This is a genomic window from Streptomyces sp. FXJ1.172 (assembly GCF_001636945.3).
Taxonomy (GTDB): Bacteria; Actinomycetota; Actinomycetes; order Streptomycetales; family Streptomycetaceae; genus Streptomyces.
Map to the genome: position 1 here is coordinate 8,077,361 of NZ_CP119133.2, position 25,692 is coordinate 8,103,052.

At 70.9% G+C, this 25,692-nt stretch carries 23 protein-coding genes and 1 pseudogene; 17 read left to right on the top strand and 7 right to left on the bottom strand.

Annotation, left to right across the window (positions count from 1 at the left end; all coding sequences use genetic code 11):
- Positions 1-11: 11 nt before the first annotated feature.
- From A6P39_RS36500 to A6P39_RS36515, 4 genes are read right to left on the bottom strand one after another with little or no spacing between them, the layout of a single operon-like run.
- A complete protein-coding gene (locus A6P39_RS36500; RefSeq protein WP_067051925.1) occupies positions 12-1,043 on the bottom strand; it encodes a LacI family DNA-binding transcriptional regulator in 1,032 nt (343 codons plus the stop codon).
- Positions 1,040-1,945 (bottom strand): carbohydrate ABC transporter permease, encoded by a 906-nt coding sequence (locus A6P39_RS36505; RefSeq protein ID WP_067051923.1) that lies wholly within the window; start codon positions 1,943-1,945, stop codon positions 1,040-1,042. The genes A6P39_RS36500 and A6P39_RS36505 overlap by 4 nt, the downstream gene beginning before the upstream one ends.
- The gene (locus tag A6P39_RS36510; RefSeq protein WP_067051921.1) at positions 1,942-2,880 is read right to left on the bottom strand and encodes a carbohydrate ABC transporter permease; all 939 of its coding nucleotides are present in this window, start codon (positions 2,878-2,880) and stop codon (positions 1,942-1,944) included. Before A6P39_RS36510 ends, A6P39_RS36505 begins: the two co-directional genes overlap by 4 nt.
- Positions 2,877-4,193, bottom strand: a complete 1,317-nt coding sequence (locus A6P39_RS36515; protein WP_067051919.1) for an ABC transporter substrate-binding protein — start codon at positions 4,191-4,193, stop codon at positions 2,877-2,879. The genes A6P39_RS36510 and A6P39_RS36515 overlap by 4 nt, the downstream gene beginning before the upstream one ends.
- A 241-nt stretch (positions 4,194-4,434) precedes the next feature.
- Here A6P39_RS36515 and A6P39_RS36520 point away from each other — a divergent pair, with 241 nt between their 5' ends.
- From A6P39_RS36520 to A6P39_RS36585, 14 genes are all read left to right on the top strand, one after another.
- Complete coding sequence (locus A6P39_RS36520; RefSeq protein ID WP_067051917.1) at positions 4,435-6,456, top strand: beta-galactosidase; 2,022 nt, start codon at positions 4,435-4,437, stop codon at positions 6,454-6,456.
- Between the two features lie 108 nt (positions 6,457-6,564).
- On the top strand, positions 6,565-8,127 hold the full coding sequence (locus tag A6P39_RS36525; protein WP_067051915.1) for a glycosyl hydrolase 53 family protein: 1,563 nt from the start codon (positions 6,565-6,567) through the stop codon (positions 8,125-8,127).
- 191 nt (positions 8,128-8,318) lie between these two features.
- Positions 8,319-8,606, top strand: a complete 288-nt coding sequence (locus A6P39_RS36530; RefSeq protein WP_067051913.1) for a helix-turn-helix domain-containing protein — start codon at positions 8,319-8,321, stop codon at positions 8,604-8,606.
- A gap of 218 nt (positions 8,607-8,824) precedes the next feature.
- Positions 8,825-9,286: a fluoride efflux transporter CrcB gene (gene crcB, locus A6P39_RS36535; protein ID WP_067051911.1), complete on the top strand. Its 462-nt coding sequence runs from the start codon at positions 8,825-8,827 to the stop codon at positions 9,284-9,286.
- A complete protein-coding gene (locus tag A6P39_RS36540; protein WP_067051909.1) occupies positions 9,283-9,657 on the top strand; it encodes a DUF190 domain-containing protein in 375 nt (124 codons plus the stop codon). The genes crcB (A6P39_RS36535) and A6P39_RS36540 overlap by 4 nt, the downstream gene beginning before the upstream one ends.
- A gap of 2 nt (positions 9,658-9,659) precedes the next feature.
- The gene (gene crcB, locus A6P39_RS36545) at positions 9,660-10,034 is read left to right on the top strand and encodes a fluoride efflux transporter CrcB (RefSeq protein ID WP_067051907.1); all 375 of its coding nucleotides are present in this window, start codon (positions 9,660-9,662) and stop codon (positions 10,032-10,034) included.
- A gap of 76 nt (positions 10,035-10,110) precedes the next feature.
- Positions 10,111-10,947, top strand: a complete 837-nt coding sequence (locus tag A6P39_RS36550) for an undecaprenyl-diphosphate phosphatase (protein WP_067051905.1) — start codon at positions 10,111-10,113, stop codon at positions 10,945-10,947.
- A 171-nt stretch (positions 10,948-11,118) separates the two neighbouring features.
- Entirely contained in the window at positions 11,119-11,796 is a 678-nt protein-coding gene (locus A6P39_RS36555; RefSeq protein ID WP_067051903.1) for a FadR/GntR family transcriptional regulator, read from the top strand.
- Complete coding sequence (locus A6P39_RS36560) at positions 11,793-13,232, top strand: amino acid permease (protein WP_067051902.1); 1,440 nt, start codon at positions 11,793-11,795, stop codon at positions 13,230-13,232. Before A6P39_RS36555 ends, A6P39_RS36560 begins: the two co-directional genes overlap by 4 nt.
- Positions 13,233-13,273: 41 nt before the next feature.
- Positions 13,274-14,290 carry an asparaginase gene (locus A6P39_RS36565; protein ID WP_067051900.1) on the top strand — a complete coding sequence of 339 codons (1,017 nt, stop codon included), beginning with the start codon at positions 13,274-13,276 and terminating at the stop codon, positions 14,288-14,290.
- 134 nt (positions 14,291-14,424) lie between these two features.
- A complete protein-coding gene (gene aspA / locus A6P39_RS36570) occupies positions 14,425-15,837 on the top strand; it encodes an aspartate ammonia-lyase (RefSeq protein WP_067051898.1) in 1,413 nt (470 codons plus the stop codon).
- 50 nt (positions 15,838-15,887) lie between these two features.
- Complete coding sequence (locus A6P39_RS36575) at positions 15,888-16,826, top strand: glutaminase (protein WP_067051896.1); 939 nt, start codon at positions 15,888-15,890, stop codon at positions 16,824-16,826.
- 142 nt (positions 16,827-16,968) lie between these two features.
- Positions 16,969-18,372, top strand: coding sequence for a polyprenol phosphomannose-dependent alpha 1,6 mannosyltransferase MptB (gene mptB / locus A6P39_RS36580; RefSeq protein WP_067051894.1), 1,404 nt, complete (start codon positions 16,969-16,971; stop codon positions 18,370-18,372).
- 17 nt (positions 18,373-18,389) lie between these two features.
- Positions 18,390-19,772 (top strand): glycosyltransferase family 87 protein, encoded by a 1,383-nt coding sequence (locus A6P39_RS36585; protein ID WP_067052137.1) that lies wholly within the window; start codon positions 18,390-18,392, stop codon positions 19,770-19,772.
- An 11-nt stretch (positions 19,773-19,783) separates the two neighbouring features.
- On the opposite strand, the pseudogene A6P39_RS36590 reads toward A6P39_RS36585, so the two are convergent.
- Positions 19,784-20,665: pseudogene (locus A6P39_RS36590) on the bottom strand (D-alanyl-D-alanine carboxypeptidase family protein); the annotation flags it as partial.
- Positions 20,666-20,766: 101 nt separating this feature from the next.
- Positions 20,767-21,915 carry a transcription termination factor Rho gene (gene rho, locus A6P39_RS36595; RefSeq protein ID WP_067051886.1) on the bottom strand — a complete coding sequence of 383 codons (1,149 nt, stop codon included), beginning with the start codon at positions 21,913-21,915 and terminating at the stop codon, positions 20,767-20,769.
- A gap of 317 nt (positions 21,916-22,232) precedes the next feature.
- Here rho and A6P39_RS36600 point away from each other — a divergent pair, with 317 nt between their 5' ends.
- Positions 22,233-23,576: a cytochrome P450 family protein gene (locus A6P39_RS36600; protein WP_079133639.1), complete on the top strand. Its 1,344-nt coding sequence runs from the start codon at positions 22,233-22,235 to the stop codon at positions 23,574-23,576.
- A gap of 276 nt (positions 23,577-23,852) precedes the next feature.
- A complete protein-coding gene (locus A6P39_RS36605) occupies positions 23,853-24,569 on the top strand; it encodes a hypothetical protein (RefSeq protein WP_234379106.1) in 717 nt (238 codons plus the stop codon).
- An 86-nt stretch (positions 24,570-24,655) separates the two neighbouring features.
- Here the strand turns inward: A6P39_RS36605 and A6P39_RS36610 are convergent, their stop codons facing one another.
- On the bottom strand, positions 24,656-25,054 hold the full coding sequence (locus A6P39_RS36610) for a nuclear transport factor 2 family protein (protein WP_067051885.1): 399 nt from the start codon (positions 25,052-25,054) through the stop codon (positions 24,656-24,658).
- A gap of 72 nt (positions 25,055-25,126) precedes the next feature.
- Between A6P39_RS36610 and A6P39_RS36615 the strand changes: the two genes are divergently transcribed.
- Positions 25,127-25,690, top strand: coding sequence for a PadR family transcriptional regulator (locus tag A6P39_RS36615; RefSeq protein WP_067051884.1), 564 nt, complete (start codon positions 25,127-25,129; stop codon positions 25,688-25,690).
- Positions 25,691-25,692: the final 2 nt, after the last annotated feature.

Consider the following 25,692-nt stretch of genomic DNA (forward strand, 5'->3'; position numbering starts at 1 on the left):
GGCGCCACGGCTCAAGCCGACTCGCGCCGCACCAGCTCCGTAGGAAGGATCACCGCTGCCGGATCCTCGCCCCCGATCTGCGCGAGCAGCACCCGCACCATCTCGCTGCTGATCCGGTCCCACGGCTGCCGGATCGTGGTGAGCGCCGGGGTGGCGGCGGTCGCCGCCGGGGAGTCGTCGAAGCCGCCGACAGCGATGTCGTCCGGTACCCGCTTCCCGGCCCGGTGCAGCGCCGCCAGCACGCCCTGCGCCATCAGGTCGGAGGCCACGAACACCGCGTCCATGTCCGGGGCCTGCGCCAGCAGCCGCTCCGCGGCCACCTCACCGCTCGCCCGGCTGTAGTCGCCGGAGACGATGAGCCGCTCGTCCGGCCCGATGCCCGCCTCGGTGAGCACCTCCTTGTAGCCGGCGAGCCGCTCCACACCGCCGGGCGTGTCCAGCGGTCCGGTGACCACGGCGATCCGGCGCCGGCCGAGCGACAGCAGATGCCGGACCATGTCCCGGGCGCCGTCCCGGTCGTCGGCGGCGACGTAACTCACCTTCGAACCGAGGCCGATGGGCTTGCCGCAGGCGACGAGCGGCACGCCCGCCTCCCGCAGCTCCTCCGCGACCGGATCGCCGAAGTGGCTGGAGACCAGCAGGACCCCGTCCACGTGCCCGGCGGTGATGTACCGCGTGATGCGCCGCCGTTCGTCCTCGGTGCCCGCCAGCATCAGCAGCAGCGGCACGTCGTGCGCGGCCAGCGCCTGGGTGCAACCACGCAGCAGGACATTGAAGTTGGGGTCCTCGAAGAACCGCTCCTGCGGCTCGGTCAGCAGGAAGCCGACCGAGTCCGAGCGGCCGGTGATCAGCGAGCGGGCGTGCCGGTTCACGACATACCCGGTCTTGCGGATGGCGGCGTTGACCGCCTCCTGCGCGGCGGGGCTGACGTAGTGCCCGCCGTTGAGCACGCGCGAGACGGTGCCGCGCGAGACGCCTGCCTCGCGCGCCACGTCGTGGATCGTCGGCGGTTTGCGCCGGCCCCCCGAATTGCTCATGGTCATGACTTTACGGCCCCGGAGAGCAGGTCGAGGCTCCAGAACCGCTGAATGACCAGGAACAGCGCGATCAGCGGCAGCACCGCCAGGAACGCGCCCGTGATCACCAGGGTGTACAGCGCCGGGGTGTTGGAGCCCTGTTCCAGCAGCGTGTACAGACCCAGCGTGAGCGGGAACTTGTTGTCGTCGCTGAGCATGATGAACGGCAGCAGGAAGTTGTTCCAGATCGCGACGAACTGGAACAGGAACACCGTGACCATGCCCGGGATCATCATCGGCAGCGCGATCCTGGTGAAGATCCGCCACTCGCTCGCCCCGTCCATCCGCCCGGCCTCCACCACGTCGGCGGGGACGGCGGCGGAGGCGTAGATCCGGGCGAGGTAGACGCCGTACGGGGCGAGGATCTGCGGCAGCAGCACGGACAGGTAGGAGTCCGTGAGGTTCGCCTTCGCCAGCAGCAGGTACTGCGGGATCGCGAGGATCACCGGCGGCATCAGGACGCCCGCGAGCAGGACGTTGAAGATCGCTTCGCGGCCCTTGAAGCGGTACGTCGCGAGCGCGTAGCCGCTGAACGCCGACACGGCCGTGGACAGCAGGGCACCGAGGCCGGAGTACAGGGCGGAGTTGCCCATCCACTTCCAGTAGATGCCGCCCCGGTAGGCGTTCAGGTCCGTGATGTTCCGGGTGAACCCGCTGCCCGGCAGGAAGGTGAAGGTGGAGAACAGCTCGTGCCCGGACTTGGTGGACGCGATCACCACCCAGGCGACCGGCAGCAGCGTGTAGATCGCGCCGAGCAGCAGGGTGATCGTCGGCACCAGCGCGATCCGGCGGCGCAGCGGCGGGCCCTGAGCGGTGCCGGGCGTGGTGCCGGCGGCCGGCGCGGCCTTGCGGAGGGCAAGAGAACTCATCGAACAGCTCCTTGACTGTCGTCCCGCTTGTTCCGGCGGTTCGCGGCCCGCAGGAACCCGAACGACAGCAGCAGCGTGACGATGGCGATCAGGACCGCCTCGGCGGCCGCCGAGTAGATGTCGTTCCGGTGGAAGGCGTCCTGGTACACCTTCATCAGCGGACTCCAGCTGGTATTGACGGAGTTGGTCAGCGGTTTGAGGGTCGTCGGCTCGTTGAACACCTGGAGTGTCGCGATGATCGAGAAGAAGAAGGTCAGCACCAGCGAGGACGCCACCATCGGGATCTTGATCTTCAGCGCGACCTGCAGCGGGGTGGCGCCGTCCAGCTTCGCCGCCTCGTACACCTCGGCCGGGATGGACCGCAGCGAGGTGTAGATGACGATCATGTTGAACCCGGTGCCGCCCCAGACCGCGATGTTCGACAGGGCGAGATAGAGCGGACCGCCGTCCAGCAGGTTCGGCTGCGGCAGATGGAGCTTGCCGAGCACGTAGTAGAAGGGGCTGACGTCCGGCAGGTACAGGAAGCCCCACAGCAGCGCCGCCACCACGCCGGGGATGGCGTACGGCAGGAAGATCGCGAGCCGGGTGAACGGGGCGAGCCGCACCTTCTCGGAGTCCAGCATCAGCGCGAACAGCAGGGCGAGGCCCAGCATCACCGGGACGACGATGCAGCCGTAGCCGAGCACGCGCAGCGCGCCGTGCAGCAGCGCGCTGTCCTTGAAGGCCTCGGTGTAGTTCTCGAAGCCGGCCCAGACCTCGCTCCGGGCGTTCGCGCCGAGCCCGAGCCCGGAGATGTGTGTCTTGCGGAAGCTGAGGAAGAGGGCGTAGCCGATGGGCAGCGCGAAGAAGAGGGCGAACAGAACGGCGGCGGGGAGCAGGAAGGCGTACGGGGCCCCCTTGACCCCGTACGGCTTCCGGTTGGCGGTGCTGGTCACTGGGAGACCCCGAAGCCCTGCTTCTTCATGTCGGCGACCGTGGCGTCCTGCATCTTCTTCAGGGCGGCGGCGAAGTCCGACTTGCTCTTGGCGGCGGCGCCGAACGCGTCGTTGAAGGTCGCGTAGGCGACGTTCACGTTCGGGCCCCAGGCCGAGGGCGCCGTGCTCTTCGCGATCTCGGCGGCCTTGGGGTAGAAGTCGGCCTGGTTGGAGAAGTAGTCCGGCGGGTTCGAGAACGCGCCGCTGAGCTGCGCGGACGTCGAGGCAGGGTAGATTCCGCCGTCCTTCGCCAGGGCGTCGAGGGCGTCGTGGTCGGTGTTCAGCCAGGCGGCGAACTCGGCGGCGGCGTCCTTGTGCGCGGAGTCGGTGGTCACGGCGGTGGAGGAGCCGCCCCAGCTGCCGGTCACGTCCTGGGCCGCCGACCACTGGGGGAGCGGGGCCATGGCCCACTTGCCCTTGGTGTCGGGCGCGGCCGTGGTCAGCGTGCCCGGAGCCCACACGGCGCTCACCCAGGCGATCTGCTTGCCGGTGTCGATGGCCTTGTTCCAGGACGGCGTGTACATCGGCTGGTTGTCGATGACGCCCTCCTTGACCAGCCCGCCCCAGAACGTGGCGACCTTCTGCGTGGCCGCGTCGTCGATGGCGACCTTCCACTTGCCGCCGGAGGCGGTCCACCACTTGGCGCCGGCCTGCTGGGCGAGACCCGCGAAGAGGCCGGAGTCGTTGGCGGAGAAGGTGGTCAGGGACTTGTCCGGCGCCTTCTGCTTCAGCTGACGGGCGACCTGGGCGAACTCGTCCCAGGTGGTGGGGACCTTCAGGCCGTACTGCTTGAACAGGTCCTCGCGGTAGTAGAACATCATCGGGCCGATGTCCTGCGGGATCGCGTAGACGGCGTCCGTGCCGAGCGTGGTCTGCTGCCAGACACCGTCGGTGAACTTGCTCTTCACGTCGCCGACCTGCTTGGAGATGTCGGCCAGCGCGTCATTGCTGACCAGCGTCGGCAGCGCCTGGTACTCGGCCTGCACCAGGTCCGGGGCCTGCTTCGCCTTGTGCGCGGTGAGGATCTTGGTGACCAGCGTGTCGCCGGACGCCTGCTTCTTCACCGTGACGGTGATCCGGTCCTTCTTCCCCGGCCCCTTGTTCCACAGGTCCACGACCTTGTCCATGCCGGGCGTCCAGGTCCAGTACGTCAGCGAGACCGGACCGGACTCGGACTTGCTGCCGTCCCCGGAACCGCAGGCGGCGAGGGTGGTCGCGCCGAGCGCGACGGCGAGGGCGGTTGTCACGAGGCGACGGCGCTTCGTGTGCGGCATGGTTTCTCCCCTGACCTGGGTCCCCGCCCGCTGCGGGGACCTGCCATGCAGATGTGCGGTGTGCACGTTCACATGCTGGGTGCCCGCCCGTCGCGAGCCCCTGCCATGCTTCTGTGAGCGTTCACAGTAGAGAAACATCCCGGACACTTGTCAATGGTTGTTGCTGTGCGGTTATGTTGGGCTCGCACCGCCGCCGTTGTGTGTGCACGTTCCCAAATGATCGATTTCACGGGAGACACCCATGCCGGACACCAGCCCCAGGGGCCTCACCAGGCTCGCCTTCGGTGGCGACTACAACCCCGAGCAGTGGCCGGAAGACGTCTGGCAGGAGGACGTCCGGCTGATGCGCGAGGCCGGCGTCACCATGGTCAGCATCGGGATCTTCTCCTGGGCCCTGCTGGAGCCGGCTCCGGGGGAGTACGACTTCGGCTGGCTGGACCGGATCATCGGCCTGCTGCACGAGAACGGCATCCGCGTCGACCTCGGCACGCCCACCGTGGCGCCGCCCGCCTGGTTCTACCGGGCCCACCCCGAGGCCCTGCCGGTGACCGCCGAGGGCATGCGGCACGAGTTCGGCTCACGCGGCGCGATCTGCCACAGCAACGCCGACTACCGGGCCGCCGCCAAGGCGATCACCGTGAAGCTCGCCGAACGCTACGGCGAGGACCCCGCACTCGCCCTGTGGCACGTGCACAACGAGTACGGCGTCCCCGTCTCGGCGTGCTACTGCGACTCCTGCGCGGCCCACTTCCGCCGTTGGCTCGCGCGGACCTACGGCACCGTCGACGCGGTCAACGAGGCCTGGGGAACGGCCTTCTGGGGGCAGCACTACACGAGCTTCGAGCAGATCAATCCGCCCCGGGCCGCCCCGACCGTCGGCAACCCCGGCCAGGCCCTCGACTACAAGCGCTTCGCCGACGCGACCATCCGCGAGAACTTCGTCGCCGAACGCGACATCCTGCACCGCCTCTCGCCGGGCGTCCCGGTGACCACCAACTTCATGACCGCGCTCAGCCAGTGCGACTCGATCGACTACTGGGCCTGGGGCCGCGAGGTCGACCTCGTCACCAACGACCACTACCTGATCACCGACGGCCGCCGCACCCACGTCAACCTCGCGATGGCCGCCGACATCACCCGCTCGGTGGCCGGCGGCGCCCCCTGGCTGCTTCTCGAGCACTCCACCTCGGGCGTCAACTGGCAGCCCCGCAACCCCGCCAAGGCCCCCGGCCAGATGGCCCGCAACTCCCTCGCCCACGTGGCGCGCGGCTCCGAGGGCGCGATGTTCTTCCAGTGGCGCCAGTCCCGGCGCGGCGCCGAGAAGTTCCACTCGGCGATGCTGCCGCACGGCGGCACCGACACCCGTGTGTGGCGGGAGGTCGTCGAACTCGGCGCGCACATCGACTCGTTGAGCACGATCCGCGGCGCCCGCACCGAGGCCGACGTCGCCCTGCTGTGGGACTGGCAGTCCTGGTGGGCGCAGAACCTCGCGTGGCGCCCCAGCGAGGACCACGACCCGCGCGAACGCGCCGACTCGTTCTACGAAGCCCTCTACGACCACCACCTCACGGTCGACTTCGCCCACCCGGAAGCCGACTTGTCGGCCTATCCCCTTGTCGTCGTACCGGCCCTCTACCTGATGACCGAGGCGGCCGGGAACAACGTCAGGGAGTACGTCGAGAACGGCGGCACGCTCGTGGTGTCGTACTTCTCCGGCATCGTCGACGAGCACGACGCCGTGCACGAGGGCGCCTACCCGGGCGCGCTGCGCGACGTCCTCGGCCTGACGGTGGAGGAGTTCTCGCCGCTGCTGAGGGACGAGCGGGTACGGCTGACCGGCCCCGACGGCTCCGGGCTGACGGGCGACGTGTGGACGGAGTTCGTGGTGCCGCGCGGCGCCGAGACCGTGTGGACCTACGCCGAGGGACTCACCGCGGGCCGCCCGGCGGTCACCCGGCACCGGCTCGGGAAGGGCACCGCGTGGTACGTCTCGACCCGCCTCGACGCCCGGGGCCTCGACGCGCTGATCGGCCGGGCCGCCGACGACGCCCGGATCGCCCCGCGCGCCGGCCTGCACCGGGACGTCGAAGTGGTGCACCGCAGCGGAGAGTCGGGCCGTTACCTTTTCGTGATCAACCACACCGCCGGCGACACCAAGGTGCCGCTGGATGCGCCCGGCACCGAGCTGCTGACGGGCGAACGCGCCGCGGGCCGCCTCCCGGTCCCGGCGGGGGCCGTCCGGGTCGTACGACTTGACGGCTGAGCCGGCTCCCCTCCGCCCGCGTGTGCCACGAGAGCCGTGGGCGGAGGGGTCCTCCTCCGGCCGCACCGGAGGACCCCCTCCCCAGTTACGTCGAAGGGACGACGGACGATGAAGTTCCATCCCAGACGCACCATCAGGGCCCTGCTGCTGCCGCTCACGGCCGGGCTCGCCCTCACCTTCCTGCCCGCCCAGGCCGCGCACGCCGCGAGCACGCTGACCAACGGCGGCTTCGAGGCCGACGGCACCGGCACGGCCGCCCCCGCCGGCTGGTCCGAGTACGGCGACACCGGCGCCTCGTACACCGAGTCCGGCGGGCACAGCGGGAGTTACCGGCTCACCCACTACTCGGCGTCCGCCTACAAGGTCGAGACGTACCAGTACCTGTCCGGGCTGACCAACGGCCACTACACGTTGACCGCCTGGGTCCGCTCCAGTGGTGGGCAGAATTCCGCGTACATAGCGCTCAAGAATTGCGGAAGTTCGGAGCAGCGCACCGATCTGCCCATCTCGTCCAGTGGATGGATCCGTATCGTCACGCCGATCAATGTGACGAACAACCAGTGCACCATCAGCATCAACAGTGACGCGAACGCCGGCAACTGGATCAACGTTGACGATCTGACCTTCACGTCCGGCACCACCGGTACGTCCATCCACGGCGCCGACGTCTCCTCCCTCGCCAAGAGTGAGGCCAAGGGTGGTGTCTACAAGACGAGTTCGGGCACCACGGGCGACGCGCTCGCCGTCCTGAAGTCGTACGGCATGAACTACGCCCGCCTGAAGGTCTGGGTGAACCCGGCCGACGGCTTCAACGACAAGACGCACGTCCTCGCGATGGCCAAGCGCATCAAGGCGCAGGGCATGAAGCTCCTGGTGGACTTCCACTACTCGGACACCTGGGCCGACCCCGGCGCCCAGACCAAGCCGGCCGCATGGACGGGCCATACATACAGTCAACTCAAGACGGACGTGTACAACCACACGTACGACGTGTTGAACGCCTTGAAGGCTCAAGGCACCACCGCCGACATGGTCCAGATCGGCAATGAGATCAACGGCGGCATCCTGTGGTCCGAGGGATCCACGTCCAACTGGAGCCAGCTCGCCGGCCTGCTCAACTCGGGCTACAGCGCCGCCAAGGCGGTCAGCTCCTCCACGGTCGTCGCGCTGCACCTGGCCAAGGGCGGGGACAAGGCCGGCACCGAGACGTTCTTCGACAACGCGGTCGCGGGCGGCGTGAAGTTCGACGCGATCGGCCTGTCGTACTACGGCTACTGGCACGGCCCGCTCTCCGACTTCCAGACCACGCTCGACGACGCGGCCTCCCGCTACGGCAAGCCCGTCTTCGTCGCCGAGACCGCCTACCCCTTCACCCTGGCCAACAACGACTCGCTGGAGAACCAGATCGACACCACCGCCAAGCTGGTCTCCGGCTACCCGGCGACGGTGGCCGGCCAGACCAAGTGGATGAACGACGTGGCGAGCATCGTGGAGGCCGTCCCGAACGGCCGTGGCCTCGGCGTCTTCTACTGGGAGGCCACCTGGACCGCCGTCACCGGAAACGGCTGGGACCCCACCGACGCCACCTCCGGCAACGGCTGGGAGAACCAGGCCCTGTTCGGTTACGACGACAAGGCGCTGTCCTCCATGACGTGGTTCAGCCACCGCTGAGCCACCCGCGACGGGGCCCGGCCGTAAGGGGCGGCCGGGCCCTCGCCGTGTGCGCGGCCCGGGCACGGCGCTCCTCGGCCGCATGCCCGATCCGTACCGGACAACGACCCGCGAGTCCCCCACGCGTCGGCGTCGCCCGGGCCACAGTGGGAACACTGCGTACGAGGAGGCCGGCGACGGAGGGCGGACGGATGACGGGAAATCCCTCGGGCCGGTTACGGCGCACGATCCTGGAGTGTCTCAAGGACCCGGCGGTCCACTTCCCGGCCCGCGGCAGCGGCGACCTCGGCGAGACCGGCGTCACCGCGCGGGCCGTCGCCGCCAAGCTGGGCGTGCCCCGCCGCACCGCCCGCGCCCATCTGGACTTCCTCACCCGCCTCGGCCTGCTGCGCACCCGCCGCGTGCGCTGCCGCGTCTGCTACCGGCGCGACGAGATCCGCATCGCCGAAGTGGCCCGGGTGTTCGAGAAGGGCTGGTGAGAAGGCCGGGAGAAGGCCCCAGGTCAGGCCTGAGGCAAGGGCTCAGACAAGGGCTGAGGCAGGGCCTGGGAGAAGGCCTGTGAGACAGGTCCGCGTAGCCGGGTCCGGCAGGCCGCCCGCCCGCCGGACACGCGGCCTGCCGCCCACCCCTCCGGCGGTACCCTGGTGCCCGGCCGTGATCACCCGTCGGGGCAGGCCCGAACAGGAGACGTACGAGCATGACAGCCCCGGAAGCCGAGAGCATCCGTGTCCGTCCCGCACCGCGGCGGCGGTCCGAGTGGCGTACCCAGGCACCGGTCGTCGCGGTGGTCGCGATCGGCGGCGCCCTCGGTGCGTGCGCCCGCTACGGGCTGACCCTCGCCTGGCCCACGCCGGCCGGCTCCTTCCCCTGGGCGACGTTCTGGACGAACGTCGCCGGCTGCGCCGTGATCGGTGTGTTCATGGTGCTCATCACCGATGTGTGGGCCGCTCACCGCCTCGTCCGCCCCTTCTTCGGCACCGGCGTCCTCGGCGGCTTCACCACCTTCTCCACCTACGCCGTCGACATCCGCAGACTGGTCGACGCCGGCCGCCCGGGCACCGGGCTGGCCTATCTCGCCGCGACACTGTGCGCGGCCCTCGCGGCGGTGTGGCTGGGCTCGGTGGCCGCCCGCCGGACGCTGACCGGGAGGCAGCGATGACATCGCTCAGCGGCCGGGCCCTCAGGCTGACCGTCTACATCGGTGAGGACGACACCTGGCACCACAAGCCCCTCTACTCCGAGATCGTGCACCGCGCGCACGCCGCCGGACTCGCCGGGGCGAGCGTCTTCCGGGGCATCGAGGGCTTCGGCGCCTCCTCCCGCATCCACACCTCGCGGCTGCTGTCCCTGAGCGAGGACCTGCCCGTGGCCGTCGTCGTCGTGGACGCCGAGGAGCGCGTGAGGGCGTTCCTGCCGCAGCTCGACGAACTGGTCGGCGAGGGCCTCGTGACCCTGGAGGAGTGCGAGGTCGTGCGGTACGTGGGGCGGGCCCAGGGCCCGGACACGGCGGAACCGAAGGGTAAGAAGTAGTTGTGAACTGGCTGCTGGTCATTGCGGGGGCCGTTGTCGGTGCACCGCTGCGCTACCTCACCGACCGCGCCATACAGGCCCGCCACGACTCGGTCTTCCCCTGGGGCACGTTCGTCGTGAACGTCAGTGGATCTCTGGTATTGGGTCTGCTCACGGGCGCGGTCTCCGCCGGAGCCGCCGGGCCGCATCTGCAGCTCCTGATCGGCACCGGGCTGTGCGGCGCGCTGACGACGTACTCGACGTTCTCGTACGAGACCCTGCGGCTGTCCGAGGCCGGCTCCGGGCTCTACGCTGCCGTCAACGTCGTCGCGAGCGTGGTGGCCGGGCTCGCCGCGGCCTTCGCCGGCGTCTCCCTCGCAGGCGCGCTGTGGGCGTAGGCGTTTTGCGATACGGCCGGGCATAGTACGTACTTTCTACAGCACTGTCGACCAACTCTCCTCAGAACTGGATCCCATGAGCGCCATCTCCGTCGGTCAAGCCGTCGTCCTCGGAGTCGTCGAGGGGGTGACCGAGTTCCTCCCGGTGTCCTCCACCGGTCACCTGAAGATCACCGAGGGGCTCATGAACATCCCCGTCGACGACAAGTCCGTCGTCGGCTTCTCCGCCGTCATCCAGGTCGGCGCCATCGCCGCCGTGCTCGTGTACTTCTTCAAGGACATCAAGCGGATCGTCACCGCCTGGTTCCGCGGTCTGACCGACCGCGAGGAGCGCTACCACCACGACTACAAGTTCGCCTGGTGGGTCATCTACGCCACCATCCCGATCGTGGTCGTGGGCCTGGCCGCCAAGCCGCTGATCGACGGTCCGCTGGGCTCCCTCTGGGTCGTCGCCGGTTCCCTGATCCTCGGCTCCGTCGTGATGTGGTGCGCGGACCAGATGGGCCGGCACAAGCGCGGTGAGGACGACACGTCCTTCAAGGACGCGATGTGGGTCGGCTGCTCCCAGATCCTCGCCCTGCTCTTCCCCGGCTTCTCCCGCTCCGGTGCGACCATGTCCACCGCGCTCATCCTGGACCTGGACCGTGTCGCCGCCACCCGGCTGTCCTTCTTCCTCGGCATCCCGGCCCTGACCGGCGCGGGCATCTACGAGCTGAAGGACGCCCTCGGCGCGGGCGTGGGCGCCGCCCCGCTGGCCGTCGGCACCATCGTCTCCTTCGTGGTCGCCTACGCCTCCATCGCCTGGCTGCTGAAGTTCGTCGCCAAGCACTCCTTCAACGCCTTCGTGATCTACCGCATCCTCATCGGCGCGGGCCTGCTCGGCCTGCTCGCCACGGGCGTGCTCGACGCCTGACCGAACGCCGCTGATCACCCACGGGGTGCGGATGCCCGCATACGGGCGCCGCACCCCGTGAATGTTTCCTTACGCGACGTCTTGACAGTTACCTGACGCAACCCGCAGGATCGCTCCGTGAACCTGTCAGACAGCCAGACAGGTGGCCCGGCCCCTCGGCGTGTGAGCGCCATGGAAGCGGTCCTCGGCCACCTCCGCGGCGCCATCGAACGCGGCGAGTACGCCCTGGGTGACAAGCTGCCCTCCGAGGCCGAGCTGTGCCGCACCCTCGAGGTGTCGCGGCCCGTGCTGCGCGAGGCGCTGCGCGCGCTGCAGACGATGGGGCTGACCGTCTCCCGGACGGGCAAGGGCACCTTCGTCATCGCGAACGCCGTCGAGGACCCCACCTTCGGTGACTACGCGGCCAGCGACCTGCTGGAGGTGCGCCGGCACATCGAGATCCCGGTCGCCGGGTACGCGGCGCTGCGCCGCAGCCCGGAGAACCTGGACCACCTGGCCCACCTGCTCGACCGCATGGAGCGGGAGACCGACACGACCGCCTGGGTCGCGATGGACACCCTCTTCCACCTCGCCGTGGCCGAGGCCGCCCAGAACCCGGTCTTCCGCCGGGTCATCGAGGAGATCCGCGACGCACTGGCGCGTCAGTCGGCCTTCCTCAACGAGCTGGGCGGGCGCCGTGAGCAGTCCAACCGCGAGCACCGGGCGATCGTCGAAGCGCTGATCGACGGTTCCGAACACGACGCGGTGGAGGCGATGAGCCACCACCTGGACCGCGTCGAGACGACCCTCACCGACATCGTGCGCCCCGCGCGCACGGACCTCCCCACGGAAGGCGGACCCGAGGCGTGAGCGAGCAGCACCTCAAAGACGAGACGCGCCCCTCGTCCGGCCATGTCGACGCCGGAGACGCCGGCTACAGCAAAGGCCTGAAGCACCGGCACGTCAACATGATCGCCATCGGCGGAGCCATCGGCACCGGCCTCTTCCTCGGCGCGGGCGGCCGGCTCGCCGACGCCGGGCCCTCCCTGTTCATCGCGTACGCCGTCTGCGGCGTCTTCGCCTTCCTGGTCGTGCGCGCGCTCGGCGAACTCGTCCTGTACCGCCCCTCCTCCGGCGCCTTCGTGTCGTACGCCCGGGAGTTCCTGGGGGAGAAGGGCGCGTACACCGCGGGCTGGATGTACTTCCTCAACTGGGCCACCACCGGTATCGCCGACATCACCGCGGTCGCCACCTACACCCACTACTGGGGCATGTTCTCGGACATCCCGCAGTGGGTGATCGCGCTCATCGCGCTGGCCGTCGTCCTCACCGTGAACCTGATCTCGGTGAAGATCTTCGGCGAACTGGAGTTCTGGTTCGCGATCGTCAAGGTCAGCGCGCTGGTGGTCTTCATGTGCATCGGCATCTTCCTGCTGGTCACCCAGCACCCGGTCGACGGCCACCACCCCGGCCCGTCCCTGATCACCGACAACGGCGGCGTCTTCCCCAACGGCATGCTGCCCATGCTGCTGATCATCCAGGGCGTCGTCTTCGCCTACGCCTCCGTCGAACTGGTCGGCGTGGCCGCCGGCGAGACCGAGAACCCCGAGAAGATCATGCCGAAGGCGATCAACTCGATCATGTGGCGGGTGGGCCTGTTCTACGTCGGCTCCGTCGTCCTGCTCTCGATGCTGCTGCCCTGGAACCAGTACCGGGCCGGCGAGAGCCCCTTCGTGACCGTGCTGTCGCACATCGGCGTCCCGGCGGCCGGCGGCGTGATGAACCTGGTCGTGCTCACCGCGGCCATGTCCTCGCTCAACTCCGGCCTGTACTCCACCGGCCGCATCCTGCGCTCCATGGCGATGAGCGGGTCGGCGCCGAAGTTCACCGGGAAGATGAGCCGCAGCCAGGTCCCGTACGGCGGGATCCTGCTCACCAGCGGTATCTGTGTCCTCGGCGTGGGCCTCAACTATGTCGTCCCCGCCGACGCGTTCGAGATCGTCCTCAACTTCGCGGCGATCGGCATCCTCGCGACCTGGGGCATGATCATGATCTGTCACATGCTCTTCTGGCGGAAGACCCAGAAGGGCGAGCTGCACCGGCCGTCCTACCGGCTGCCGGGTTCCCCCTGGACCGAGATCGTGACGCTGGCGTTCCTCGTCTCCGTCCTGGTCCTCATGTACGCCGACGGCGGCGCCGGACGCACCACCGTGCTGTGTCTGCCGCTGATCGCCGCAGCGCTGGTCGCCGGCTGGTACGTCATCCGCGGCCGCATAGCGCGCTCATCCACCGGTGCCGACGCGTGACCCGCGAACCGGCCCGACCCGACCCATCGATACAGGCAGTGATGTACAGCAGTTCCCCCGCCGACGCTCCCGTCGTCCGCGAACCCCTGCACGCTCCCGTCGCCCACCTCGTGCGCGGCGGGGTCGTCGAGGGCATCCACTACGGCTCCGTCGTCGTCCTCGGCGCCGACGGCCGGGTGGAGTTCCAGCTCGGCGACATCGAGGCCGCCTTCTACCCGCGCTCGGCCGTCAAGCCCCTCCAGGCCGTGGCCATGCTGCGGGCCGGACTGCCGCTCGAGGGCGAACTCCTCTCGCTGGCCGCCGCGAGCCACTCCGGCGAGGAGCGGCACCTGGCCGGCACCCGGCGCATCCTCGAACTCGCCGGACTCGGCGAGGACGACCTGCGCAACGTCCCCGACATGCCGTTCGACCCGGTCGTCCGGGACGCCTGGGTGCGCGAGGGCCGCATGCCCTCCCGCCTCGCCCAGAACTGCTCCGGCAAGCACGCGGCGATGCTGTGGACCGCCCAGCTCAACGGCTGGTCCCTGACGGACTACCTCGACCCGAAGCACCCGCTCCAGCAGGCGATCCAGGAGATCGTCGAGGACCTGACCGGCCAGCGTGTCGCCCGGGTCACCGTGGACGGCTGCGGAGCGCCCCTGTTCTCCATCTCCCTGCACGGCCTCGCCCGCGCCGCCGCCCGGATCACCTCCGCCGCGCCGGGCACGCCCGAGGCCAAGGTCGCCGACGCCATGCGCGCGCACGCCGAAATGGCCTCCGGCTCGGGGCGTGACGTGGCCGCGCTGATGCGGGCCGTGCCCGGGCTGCTGGCCAAGGACGGGTTCGAGGGCGTTCAGGTCGCCGCGCTGCCCGACGGCCGGGCCATCGCGGTGAAGATCGCCGACGGGGCGAACCGTGCGCGTATTCCGGTCGCGGCGGCCGCTCTGGCTCGCGCGGGCGTCGACCCCGGGCTGCTGGCCGAGTTCGCGGGTGAGCCCCTCCTCGGTGGGGGCGAGCCGGTGGGGTTCGTGCGGGCTGTCCGCGCGCTGGACCCGGTTCCGATGCCTGCCTGCGCATAGCGCCGCGCCGGATCGGCCGCCTCGGACCCGCGGGTCGGTGGCGGTCGATCGCGCCCACGCGGCGGAGCCGCACATCGGTACAGCCCCGCGCCCCCTTTGACACCTCCGTACCTCAGAAAGAGGACCGTATCCTCATGACTGCCGCCGCCACCCGCCGCGAACACGACCTGCTCGGCGACCGTGACGTACCCGCCGACGTCTACTGGGGTGTGCACACCCTGCGGGCCACCGAGAACTTTCCCATCACCGGCACCCCGATCTCCGCGTACCCGCATCTGATCGACGCCCTGGCCGCCGTCAAGGAGGCCGCCGCGCTCGCCAACGAGGAACTCGGGCTGCTGGCGCCCGAGAAGGCGCGGGCGATCGTCGCCGCCTGCCAGGAGATCCGGGCGGGCAAGCTGCACGACCAGTTCGTCGTCGACGTGATCCAGGGCGGCGCCGGCACGTCCACCAACATGAACGCCAACGAGGTCGTGGCGAACCGGGCGCTGGAGCTGCTCGGGCACGCCAGGGGCGAGTACGCGTATCTGCACCCCAACGAGGACGTCAACCTGGGTCAGTCGACCAATGACGTCTACCCGACCGCCGTCAAGACAGCGACGGTGTTCGCGGTACGTGGACTGCTCAAGGCCATGGCTGTACTGCAGGACTCGTTCGCCCGCAAGGCCGTCGAGTTCCGTGACGTGCTCAAGATGGGCCGTACACAGTTGCAGGACGCGGTGCCGATGACGCTCGGTCAGGAGTTCTCCGCATATGCCGTCATGATTGAGGAGGACCGCAGCCGTCTTGCCGAGGCCGTCGAGTTGATCCATGAGATCAACCTGGGTGCCACGGCGATCGGCACGGGACTCAACGCGCCCGCCGGATACGCCGAGGCGGCCCGCCGCCACCTGGCCGCGATCACCGGGCTGCCGCTGGTCACCGCCGCCAACCTGGTCGAGGCCACCCAGGACTGCGGTGCCTTCGTCCAGATGTCCGGTGTGCTCAAGCGGATCGCGGTCAAGCTCTCCAAGAGCTGCAACGACCTCAGGCTGCTGTCCTCGGGTCCGCGCGCGGGACTCGGCGAGATCAACCTGCCGCCGGTGCAGGCCGGTTCGTCGATCATGCCGGGCAAGGTCAACCCGGTGATCCCCGAGGTGGTCAACCAGGTCGCCTTCGAGGTGATCGGCAACGACGTCGCCATCACCATGGCCGCCGAGGCCGGACAGCTCCAGCTCAACGCCTTCGAGCCGATCATCCTGCACTCCCTGTCGGAGTCGATCACGCATCTGCAGAGCGCCTGCCTGACGCTGTCCGAGCGCTGCGTGAACGGCATCACCGCCAACACCGAGCGGCTGCGCGCGACCGTGGAGAACTCCATCGGTCTGGTCACCGCGCTCAACCCGCACATCGGCTACACGGCGGCGACCGACATCGCCAAGGAGGCCCTCGTCACGGGCCGCGGCGTGGCCGAACTGGTCCTGGAGAAGGGCCTGCTGCCGGCCGAGCGGCTCGCCGGCCTGCTGCGCCCCGAGGTCCTCGCCGGCCAGGGGGCACCCCTGGCCTGACCTGCGGCAACGCGCGCTCGATTACGCTCCGGGACCGTGCGGGAGGCACAATGGCGATCATGACAACGACGTCGTCCCACACCTTCCTGCCGGTCCTGGAGCGCATCGCCGAGGAGATAGGCCGCACCCCCGGCCGCGGCCGTCCCGCCGACTACATCCCGGCCCTCGCCGCCCGCGATCCGCGCAGCTTCGGCATGGCGGTCGCCGAGCTGGACGGCACGGTGTACGGGGTGGGGGAGTGGCGGCAGCCCTTCTCCACGCAGTCCATCACCAAGGTCTTCACGCTCGCCCTGGACCTGGCCCGCGAGGGCGACGAACTCTGGGAGCACGTGGGCCGCGAGCCCTCCGGCAACCCGTTCAACTCCCTGGTCCAGCTCGAGTACGAGAACGGCATCCCGCGGAATCCTTTCATCAACGCCGGTGCGCTCGTCGTCACCGACCGCCTCCAGACCCGTACCTCAGACGCGGCCGGAGAGCTGCTGGCCTTCCTGCGTGCCGAGAGCGGCAATCAGGCGCTGGACTTCGACAAGGAGGTCGCCGCCTCAGAGACCGCCCACGGCGACCGCAACGCGGCCCTCGCCCACTTCATGGCGTCCTACGGCAACATCGACAACGACGTGACGGTCCTGCTCGACCAGTACTTCAGGCAGTGTTCCGTCGCCGCCTCCTGTGCCGACCTGGCCCTCGCCACCGGCTTCCTCGCCCGGCACGGCATCCGCGCGGACGGCGGCCGGCTGCTCACCCGCAGCCAGGCCAAGCAGGTCAACGCGGTGATGCTGACCTGCGGGACGTACGACGCGGCCGGTGACTTCGCCTACCGCGTGGGCCTGCCCGGCAAGAGCGGCGTCGGCGGCGGCATCATCGCCGTCGTACCCGGCCGCTGCACCCTGTGCGTGTGGAGCCCGGGCCTGGACGAACGCGGCAACTCGGTGGCGGGGGTGGCGGCCCTGGACCGCTTCACGACGCTGACCGGTCTGTCGGTCTTCTGAGGGGTTCGGGAGGACCGGCTCGGGAGATCGGTGAGCGGAACTCCACCGCTGCTCACATGCCGGTCACATGCGGGCCGCCCGCCGGTGGAGGAAGCGTCGCCTTCCGGCCATTCGGCGTTGACACGCTGAACCAGTGTTGGCCATGGCATTCCCCGTCGATCTCCGCCGCTGCCAGTTGCTGGGGCTGGCCGGTACGGCCTTCCTCGCGCTGGGCGGGGAGAGCGCCGGCGCCCTGCCCGTGCAGGACCTGCTGGCCCCCGCCTCGGCACGGGCCGCGCTCGGCCTGGTCGGGGTGTACTTCGGCGTCGTCCTGCTGGTGGCGGCCTGGGTGCTGCTCGGCCGTCTGGTGCGCGGGCCGCGGCCGCCCAGCCCACGGGCGCTGCTGCTCGTGCTGGCCGTGTGGGCGGCCCCGCTGCTGCTCGCCCCGCCGCTGTTCAGCCGGGACGTCTACAGCTATCTCGCGCAGGGCGCCATGGTCGACGCCCACATCAACGTCTATGCCCACGGCCCCGATCGGCTCGGCGGTCCGCTCGCCGACGAGGTCGCGCCGATGTGGCAGCACACCGGCGCCCCCTACGGCCCCGCCTTCCTGGGGCTCGCCTCCGCGCTGACCGGGCTGACCCGCGGCGCGCTGCCCGCGGGCCTGTTCGGCATGCGCCTGGTCGCCCTGCTCGGGGTGGCCCTCATGGCCCTGGCGCTGCCCCGGCTCGCCCGGCACAGCGGCGCCGACCCGGCCGCCGCCCTCTGGCTCGGTGCCCTCAACCCGCTGGTCCTGCTGCACCTGGTGGCGGGCGCCCACAACGACGCCCTCATGCTCGGCCTGCTGGGACTCGGCCTCGTCGCCGCGTGCGGCCGACGGCCGGCCTGCGGTGTCGCAGCGGCGGTCCTCGTCACCCTGGCCGCCCTGGTCAAGGCGCCCGCCGCGCTCGGCCTCCTGGCGGTGCTCGCCCTGCAGGTCCGCTCCGGCCGACGTCCGGTGCCGGCCGCCCTGACCACGCTGGCGGTCGCCGCCGCGACCACCGTCACGGCCACCGCCGTCGCTGGTACCGGATATGGCTGGATCGGTGCCCTGGCCACCCCGGTCTCCCCGCAGAACTGGGCCCTGACCAGCCTGCTCGGCCGGGCCACCGGTGCCCTGCTGCACCACCTCGGCAGTGGTCTCGCCCCGCTGGCCGTCCCGGCCTGGCATCTGCTGGGCCTTACGGCCACCGCCGTCGCCGTGGCGCTGATATGGCTCCGGCTGCGGCTGAGACCGGTGTACGCGCTCGGGCTGAGCCTGCTGACCGTCGCCGTGTTCGGCCCGGCGATCCGCCCCTGGTACGTGCTGTGGGGCCTGTTCCTGATCGCCGCCGCCGCGCCCGACACCTCGGTACGGCACCGGGTCGCGGCCCTGGCCGGTGTCCTCGCCCTCGCCGTGCTGCCCAGCGGCGGCCCCGCCGACCCCGGGCAACTCGTCCTCGCAGTCTCCGGCGGGCTGCTCGGCGTGGTCGTCCTGTGGCAGGCCCGCCAGGCGGCCCAGGCCCCGGCACCGGGACGCACCGCGTGACCGCGCTGACCGGGCCGATGTGGCCGCGTACGGCCAGATCCCGGCTGCTGCTCGTTCTCGCGGCCGCCGCCGCGGTCACCGTCTTCACGGCGACCGTGCCGCTGCTGCGGGACTTCTTCGACCTGCGCGTCTACTACGGGACCGTGCACACCTGGGTGCACCACGGCGGCCGGATCTACGACTACCGGGTGCCCGGCACCTCGTACGGCTTCACCTACCCGCCGTTCGCCGCCCTCCTCATGCTGCCGCTGGCCCTGCTCGGCCGGAACACCGCGATCGCGCTCTCGCTGCTGGTCAACCTGGCCGCGCTGGCGGTGGTCCTGGGGATCCTGGCCGGTCCCCGGTGGCGGCGGCACGGCTGGTACCGCTGGTCGCTCGCCCTGTGCCTGCTCGCGCTGTTCGAGCCGCTGCGGGACACCTTCAGCTTCGGCCAGGTGAACCTGGTGCTCCTCGCCCTCGTCCTCGGCGACTCCTGGCTGCTGACCACCGGCCGGGGCCGCTGGGCGGGCGCGGGGATCGGGCTCGCCGCCGCCGTGAAGCTGACGCCCGCCCTGTTCATCGGCCTGCTGCTGCTCGCCGGGCGCCGCCGGGCGGCCGGGGTGGCGACAGCGGTGGCCGCCGCGGCGACCGCGCTGGCGGCCTGGGCGGACCCGCGGGCGACCCGCTTCTACTGGACCGAGGCACTGTGGGACACCAGCCGGGTGGGCCGTCTCGACTACGTGTCGAACCAGTCGCTCCAGGGCGTGCTGGCCCGCCTCGGCGAGAGCGGCCGTCCGCTGTGGGCGACGGTGGTCCTGCTGACCCTGTGTGTCTGGGCCTGGCGGGTCCGGCGGGCGGTGACGGCCGGCGACTGGACGGCCGCGTTCGCGCTCACCGGGGCGGCGGCCTGTCTGGTCAGCCCGATCACCTGGGTGCACCACCTGGTGTGGCTGCTGCCGTCCTTCGTGGTGCTGGTCCGCGCCGGGCGCCCGCGGCTCGCGGGCGCCCTGTACGCGGTGCTGTGCACGAGCGTGGTGTGGCTCTGGTACGACGGGGCCTCGGGCGTCAGCGGCTTCCTCGGCAGCAACGCCTACACGTGGATCACGCTCGGCCTGCTGCTCGGTCTTCCTGCGGGTCAGTCACGCGCCATTTTGCGCCTGAGCCGCAGGAAAAGCGACGTCACCGCCCCGGTGCCGAGTCCCACAAGCCCCGCGACCACCGCGGTGCGCGGCCAGTTCATGCCGTCACCCGGAGCCTGTGCGGCGGCCGCGGCCACCGGTACGGGCGCCGGCTTGGCCGGTCGGGACTTGGCGCGCAGTGCGTCCAGCGAGCCGACCGGATCGACCCGCCCGGCCGCGTCGAAGCCCCAGTCGAGCAGTTCGCGGGCCTCCTGGTACACCGACAACCCGCCGCCGGCCTGAGGGTTCATCACGGTCACCACGAGCGTGCGCCCGCCCCGGCGGGCCGCCGCCACGAGGGTGTTGCCCGCCTTGGAGGTGTAGCCGTTCTTGATGCCGAGCAACCCCGGATACCGCTCCACGCCGTTCGCACCGGTCAGCAGTCGGTTGGTGTTCTGGATCCCGAACGCCCAGCCGTCGGCGGGGAATGTGGCCTCGGCGGTGGAGCAGTAGCGGGCGAAGTCGGGGTTGCGCAGCCCTTCCCGGCCGAAGACCGCCAGGTCGTAGGCGGAGGACACCTGGCCGTCCGCGTCGTAGCCGTCGGGGGAGACGACATGGGTGTCCAGGGCGCCGAGCGTGCGGGCCTCGTCCTGCATCCGCGTGGCCGTGGCGCCCCAGCCGCCTGCCATCGAGGCGAGCACGTGGACGGCGTCGTTGCCGGACCTGAGGAACACTCCGCGCCACAGGTCGGCCACCTGGTAGGTGCGGCCTTCCTTGATGCCGACCAGGCTGCTGCCCTGGCCGATGTCCTTCAGCTCCTCGTCCCGCACGGTGTGCCGCATCCCGCCCGGCAGCTTGGGCAGCACGGTGAGGGCGAACAGCGTCTTCAGGGTGCTGGCGGGCGGCAGCCTGCGGTGGGCGTCGCTCGCGGCCAGCACGTCCCCGCTGCCGGCGTCGGCCACCACCCAGGACAGCGCCGACACCGCCGGGACCCCGGGAATGCCCCGGTGCGGCCTGACCTGAGTGCCGGAGCGGTAGAGCAGGGACGGCCCGGGCATCGCTGCCTCGGGTCCGGGCGGGGCGGGGTCCCCGGCCCGGTGCCCGGCCGATGCGGTGGCCGGCGTGAACGCCAGCACCCCCGCCACGCACAGGGAGCAGGCCGACACCGCTACCCGACGAGAAAGTCCGTTGATCATACGAATCAACGTAGGGGTGGGTCTGCTGTTCTTCGCGCCGTCCGGTCCGTTCGGCCCACGGGAGTAACCCGGACGAGGCACCCGGGGACCGTGGGCGGTGGTCAGCCCGTCGGCAGGGTGGGCCGGATCTGCCGCAGGAACGTGGCGTTGTCGGGGGTGGCGCGCAGCCGCTCCAGCAGGGTCTCCAGGCCGGACGGACCGCCCTCCCGGGTGCGCAGGGCGCGGCGCAGGCCGCGTACGGCGGTCAACTCCGCCGGGGTGAGCAGGAGTTCCTCGCGGCGGGTGCCGGTGGCGTCGATGTCCACGGCGGGGAAGAGACGGCGGGCGGCCGCTTCCCGGTCGAGCCGCAGCTCCATGTTGCCGGTGCTCTTCAGCTCCTCGAAGTAGTACTGGTCGGCGCGGGAGCCGGTGTCCACCAGCACGGTGGCGAGGACGGTCAGCGAGCCGCCCTCCTCGGCCTGCCGGGCGGCGCCGAAGAACCGCTTCGGGCCGAGCAGCGCGCCCGCGTCGACTCCGCCGCTCAGGGTGCGTCCGCCCGCGGCGGAGGCGTTGTTGTGGGCCCGGCACAGCCGGGTCAGCGAGTCCAGCAGGACGACGACGTCCTCACCGGCCTCCACCAGGCGCTTGGCGCGCTCTACGACGAGTTCGGCCAGCGCGATGTGCTCCTTGGGAGTCCGGTCGAAGGTGGACGCGTACACCTCGCCGCGCACCGAGCGGCGCATCTCGGTGACCTCCTCGGGCCGCTCGTCCAGCAGCAGGACCATCAGCCGGCACTCCGGGTGGTTGCCGGCCACGGCCGCGGCGAACTGCTGGAGCAGCACCGTCTTGCCGCTCTTCGGCGGGGCCACGACGAGGCCGCGCTGGCCCTTGCCGACCGGTGCGAGGAGATCGGTGACCCGGCCGGCCGCTCCGGACCCGGGGTGTTCGAGGCGGAGGCGGTCGTGCGGGTGCAGCGGGGTGAGGTCGCGGAAGTGACGCCGGGCGCGCGGCCCGGCCGGGGCGCGTCCCTCGACGCGCGTGACCTCGGTCAGCGTTCGCCGCTCGCCCCGCACGCCCTCGACCAGGTCGCCCTTGCGCAGCGAGTGGCGCCGGATCAGGGCGGCCGGCACCTGGAGGTCGGCCGGGGTGGACAGGAGGTGCACGGCCCGCAGGTGCCCCTTCCCCTGCGCGTCGATGTCGAGGACACCGGTGACGAGCCGGGCTGCCGGGGCCTGCGGGGCCACGGGAGGGTGTTCGAGTGTGGTGGTCATGGTGGGAGGTCCTTTCGCGGACACGGGAGAAGACGTGGGAAGGGGGAGAGGCCGCGAGCGGGAGGCGGACACGCCTGCCTCCGGGCGGCGGGAACAGCACCTCGGGACACGGCGGAAACGCCCAGGTCACGAGATGGTCCTGAGAACAAGCCCGGGCCGGTCGGAAACTCGGCCGAGGGGCTGGGGGAGAAGAAGGCGGCACCGGTGTCCGTACGACGGGACACGCACATGCGCTGATCGCACTATACCCGTGCGTCCGCCTGGGTCAACATGATGGCGTCCGTTTCCATTCCCCCCCCGACCGTTCAGGAGAACCCGTGGTGACCTCCGCCGCCCGGCCCCCGTACCGTCTGGACCCCTCCGGCGGCTGCCCGCACGCCGTCAACGCGCGCCTCCTGGCCGACGGTTCCGTGGCCCCGGTCGAACTGCCCGGCGGCATCGAGGGGATGGCCGTACTCGGGCACGAGGCGTTGAAGGAGTTCCTCCAGCATCCCGAAGTCGCCAAGAACGCACGGCACTTCACCGCCCTGCGGGAAGGCCGGATCGCCCCCGGCTGGCCGATGCTGACCTTCGCGACCGTGCGCGGCATGACCACCGCCGACGGCGACGACCACCGCCGGCTGCGGTCCCTGGCCGGCCGGGCCTTCACCCCGCGCCGCGTGGCCGGACTACGCCCCCGGATCGAAGAGTTGACCGCCGAACTGCTCGACGGTCTCGCCCGCGCCGCCGACGCGGGTGGCGGGGTCGCCGATCTGCGGCGGCACTTCGCCCTGCCCCTGCCGATGGCCGTCATCAGCGAACTCCTCGGCGTGGAAGAGAAGTTCCGCGAACGGCTGCACCACCTCAGCAACCAGGTCGTGGCCACCGACATCACGCCGGACCGGGCCATCGCCGCCAACCGCGAACTCGTCGCCGTACTCGGCGAGATCGCGGCGGCGAAGGCCGCGCACCCCGCCGACGACCTCACCAGCGCGCTCATCGCCGCCCGCGACGAGGGGGGCGACCGGCTCAGCGACCAGGAGCTGACCGGCACCCTCGTGCTGATGATCGTCGCCGGGCACGAGACCACGCTCAACCTCGTCACCAACGCCGTACGCGCCCTGTGTGCCCACCGCGACCAGCTCGCTCTGGTGCGCGCGGGCGGGGCGAGCTGGGCCGACGTGGTGGAGGAGACCCTGCGCTGGGACGCCCCGGTCAGCTACTTCCCGTTCCGCTACCCGGTGCGGGACCTGACCGTCGACGGCACCGTCATCCCCGCGGGAACCCCCGTGCTGGCCGGCTACTCCGCCGCCGGCCGCGATCCGGCCGCGCACGGCCCCGACGCCGACCGCTTCGACGTCACCCGCCCCGCCCGGCCCGGCGCCGTACGCCACCTCTCCCTCGGGCACGGCGCGCACTACTGCCTCGGCGCGCCGCTGGCCCGGCTGGAGGCGGGGATCGCGCTGGAGCGGCTGTTCACGCGCTTCCCGGACCTCGAACTCGCCGCGGCCGAGGCCGATCTGCCGGCCCCCTCCGGTTTCGTCGGCAACAGCGTGCGCACCCTGCCGGTCAGGCTCGCACCCGGGCACATGAGCCCCGGGCCCTCCGCGCGGGTCCGTCATGTCAGGGAACCGCATCAGATGTCCCCAGACCATAACGATGCCGGATGTCAGGGGACTTGACCGTCAACCATGGACTAAATTCAAGACATGTCCACGCCACCGTAGCCGCCCCAGCCGGCCGACCAGCCGGTACCGCAGCCCCCGTCGGCAGCCCAGCCCCAGCAGCCTGCGCAGCAGCCCGCCGTCCCGCCGCAGCCGACGGCCTACCCGTACCCGAGCCCGCAGTCGCCGCCAGGGAACTTCTACGCGCAGCCCACCCTGGTCGGCCAGCCCGCCGCCCAGCCCCTGCCGGGCCAGCCGGTGCCACCGGGCCAGCCGGGCCAGTTCGGCCAGCCGGTGCAGCCGCAGCCGGGCAACCCCTATGCCCAGGCACCCCAGTACGGGCCCGCGGTACCCGTCCCTGCGGCCGGTGGCAGGGGCGGCGGGGCCGGCAAGGCGGTGCTGTGGGCGGCCGTCGGCGCGGTCGTCGCCTCCGCCGCCTGGGCGGGCGGTGTCTTCCTCATCGGCGGCAAGGGCGACAGCGCGGACCTGCGGGGCTACAAGGCGCCCGCCGACATGTGCTCCGGCGGCGACTACTCCTCCTTCAAGAGCGAGTATCCGCAAGATGACGGCTCGCCGACCAAGAACACCCTCAAGAACCCGGCCATGGACGAGAGTTACTGCAGCCTCGCCCTGAAGAAGACCGGCTCGACGTACGCCGACGCCTACCTCACCATGCAGCTGGACCTGCACAGGAAGACGAACCCGGGGCCCGAGTTCACCGCCACGTGGAAGAACTACGGGGACAGCCACACCGGTTACGACGCCTCCCCGGTCAGCGGCATCGGCGACGAGGCCTACCTGGTCAGCCAGGACACCACGGGCAGCTCCTCCTCCGGCAGCGGCTCCCGCTACGCCACGCTCGCCGTCCGCGACGGCTGGGTGACGTACGAGATGACCTACAGCGCCTACCTCACCTCCTACGACCAGGACAAGAACCCGCCCTCGCTGAGCAATGTGACCGGCTGGCTGAAGAAGGACGCCGCCGCCACGCTGGGCAAGCTGAAGGGCTGACGCTTCTGGGCGCCGGCGCCCGAGGGGAGGGCGTACACCGGCGCGATCACCCGCACCGTGGCGTGAGGGTGACGGCGGAGGCGCGCTCACACCGACCGCGCCTCCGCCGCCCGCACGATCCGGTCGAACCGCGCGCCCATGGCCTCGGCGAGGGCCTGCGCGGCGGACAGCGGACGGACCATGACCATGAAATCGTCGATCAGGCCGTCCTCGTTCACATGCAGGAAGTCGCAGCCGGTCAGCTCGCGGTCGCCCACCCGGGCCGTGAAGACCAGCGCGTGGTCGGCGCCGTCCGGCTCGCCGATCTCACGGACGTACCGGAAGTCCTCGAAGACCTGGACCACCGCGCGCAGGATCGCCGCGGTGATCGCCTTGCCCGGATACGGCTTGAAGACGACCGGGCTGGTGAAGACGACGTCCTCCGCCAGCAGCGCCTCGGCGGCGTCGATGTCCCCGGCCTCCACCGCCTCGCGGAACGCGCGCATCGGATCACCCCACATAGTCAATTAATTGATTAGGTGCGGATGAGATTAATCAACGACTGCTACCCTGTCCATATGTCGCTCAAATACGCCGTCCTGGCCGCTCTGCTGGAGGGCGAGGCCTCCGGCTACGAGCTGTCGAAGGTGTTCGACGTCTCGCTCGCGAACTTCTGGCCCGCCACCCCGCAACAGCTCTACCGTGAACTGGAGCGCCTCGCGCAGGACGGACTCGTCGAGGCCCGGACCGTGCAGCAGGAACGCCGCCCCAACAAGCGGATGTTCACGCTCACCGGGGCCGGCCGGGCCGAACTGAGCGCGTTCGCCGCCGAGCCGCCGAAGCGGCCCACGGCCCTGCGCGACGAACTCCTCATCAAGATCCAGGCGATGGACGGCGGCGACCCGGAGGTCACGCGGGCGCTGATCGAGGAGCGCATGGGCTGGGCACGCGGCAAGCTGGACCGCTACCGTCGCGTGCGCGACCGCCTCCTGACCGGGCGGACCGAGGAGGAGTACCTGCGCACCGCCGACCGCGTCGGGCCGTACCTCACCCTGCTGGCCGGGATCGCCTACGAGGAGGAGAACCTGCGCTGGTGCGAACGGGTCCGCACGATCCTCGCGGAGCGAGTGGCCCTGGGCTGAGA

Bases quoted from the DNA above. Each gene is read 5' to 3' on its own strand.
- A6P39_RS36500 (WP_067051925.1), bottom strand. From the start codon at position 1,043: ATGACCATGAGCAATTCGGGGGGCCGGCGCAAACCGCCGACGATCCAC.
- A6P39_RS36505 (WP_067051923.1), bottom strand. From the start codon at position 1,945: ATGAGTTCTCTTGCCCTCCGCAAGGCCGCGCCGGCCGCCGGCACCACG.
- A6P39_RS36515 (WP_067051919.1), bottom strand. From the start codon at position 4,193: ATGCCGCACACGAAGCGCCGTCGCCTCGTGACAACCGCCCTCGCCGTC.
- A6P39_RS36520 (WP_067051917.1), top strand. From the start codon at position 4,435: ATGCCGGACACCAGCCCCAGGGGCCTCACCAGGCTCGCCTTCGGTGGC.
- A6P39_RS36525 (WP_067051915.1), top strand. From the start codon at position 6,565: ATGAAGTTCCATCCCAGACGCACCATCAGGGCCCTGCTGCTGCCGCTC.
- A6P39_RS36530 (WP_067051913.1), top strand. From the start codon at position 8,319: ATGACGGGAAATCCCTCGGGCCGGTTACGGCGCACGATCCTGGAGTGT.
- crcB (WP_067051911.1), top strand. From the start codon at position 8,825: ATGACAGCCCCGGAAGCCGAGAGCATCCGTGTCCGTCCCGCACCGCGG.
- A6P39_RS36540 (WP_067051909.1), top strand. From the start codon at position 9,283: ATGACATCGCTCAGCGGCCGGGCCCTCAGGCTGACCGTCTACATCGGT.
- A6P39_RS36550 (WP_067051905.1), top strand. From the start codon at position 10,111: ATGAGCGCCATCTCCGTCGGTCAAGCCGTCGTCCTCGGAGTCGTCGAG.
- A6P39_RS36555 (WP_067051903.1), top strand. From the start codon at position 11,119: ATGGAAGCGGTCCTCGGCCACCTCCGCGGCGCCATCGAACGCGGCGAG.
- A6P39_RS36565 (WP_067051900.1), top strand. From the start codon at position 13,274: ATGTACAGCAGTTCCCCCGCCGACGCTCCCGTCGTCCGCGAACCCCTG.
- aspA (WP_067051898.1), top strand. From the start codon at position 14,425: ATGACTGCCGCCGCCACCCGCCGCGAACACGACCTGCTCGGCGACCGT.
- A6P39_RS36575 (WP_067051896.1), top strand. From the start codon at position 15,888: ATGGCGATCATGACAACGACGTCGTCCCACACCTTCCTGCCGGTCCTG.
- mptB (WP_067051894.1), top strand. From the start codon at position 16,969: ATGGCATTCCCCGTCGATCTCCGCCGCTGCCAGTTGCTGGGGCTGGCC.
- A6P39_RS36585 (WP_067052137.1), top strand. From the start codon at position 18,390: ATGTGGCCGCGTACGGCCAGATCCCGGCTGCTGCTCGTTCTCGCGGCC.
- rho (WP_067051886.1), bottom strand. From the start codon at position 21,915: ATGACCACCACACTCGAACACCCTCCCGTGGCCCCGCAGGCCCCGGCA.
- A6P39_RS36610 (WP_067051885.1), bottom strand. From the start codon at position 25,054: ATGCGCGCGTTCCGCGAGGCGGTGGAGGCCGGGGACATCGACGCCGCC.
- A6P39_RS36615 (WP_067051884.1), top strand. From the start codon at position 25,127: ATGTCGCTCAAATACGCCGTCCTGGCCGCTCTGCTGGAGGGCGAGGCC.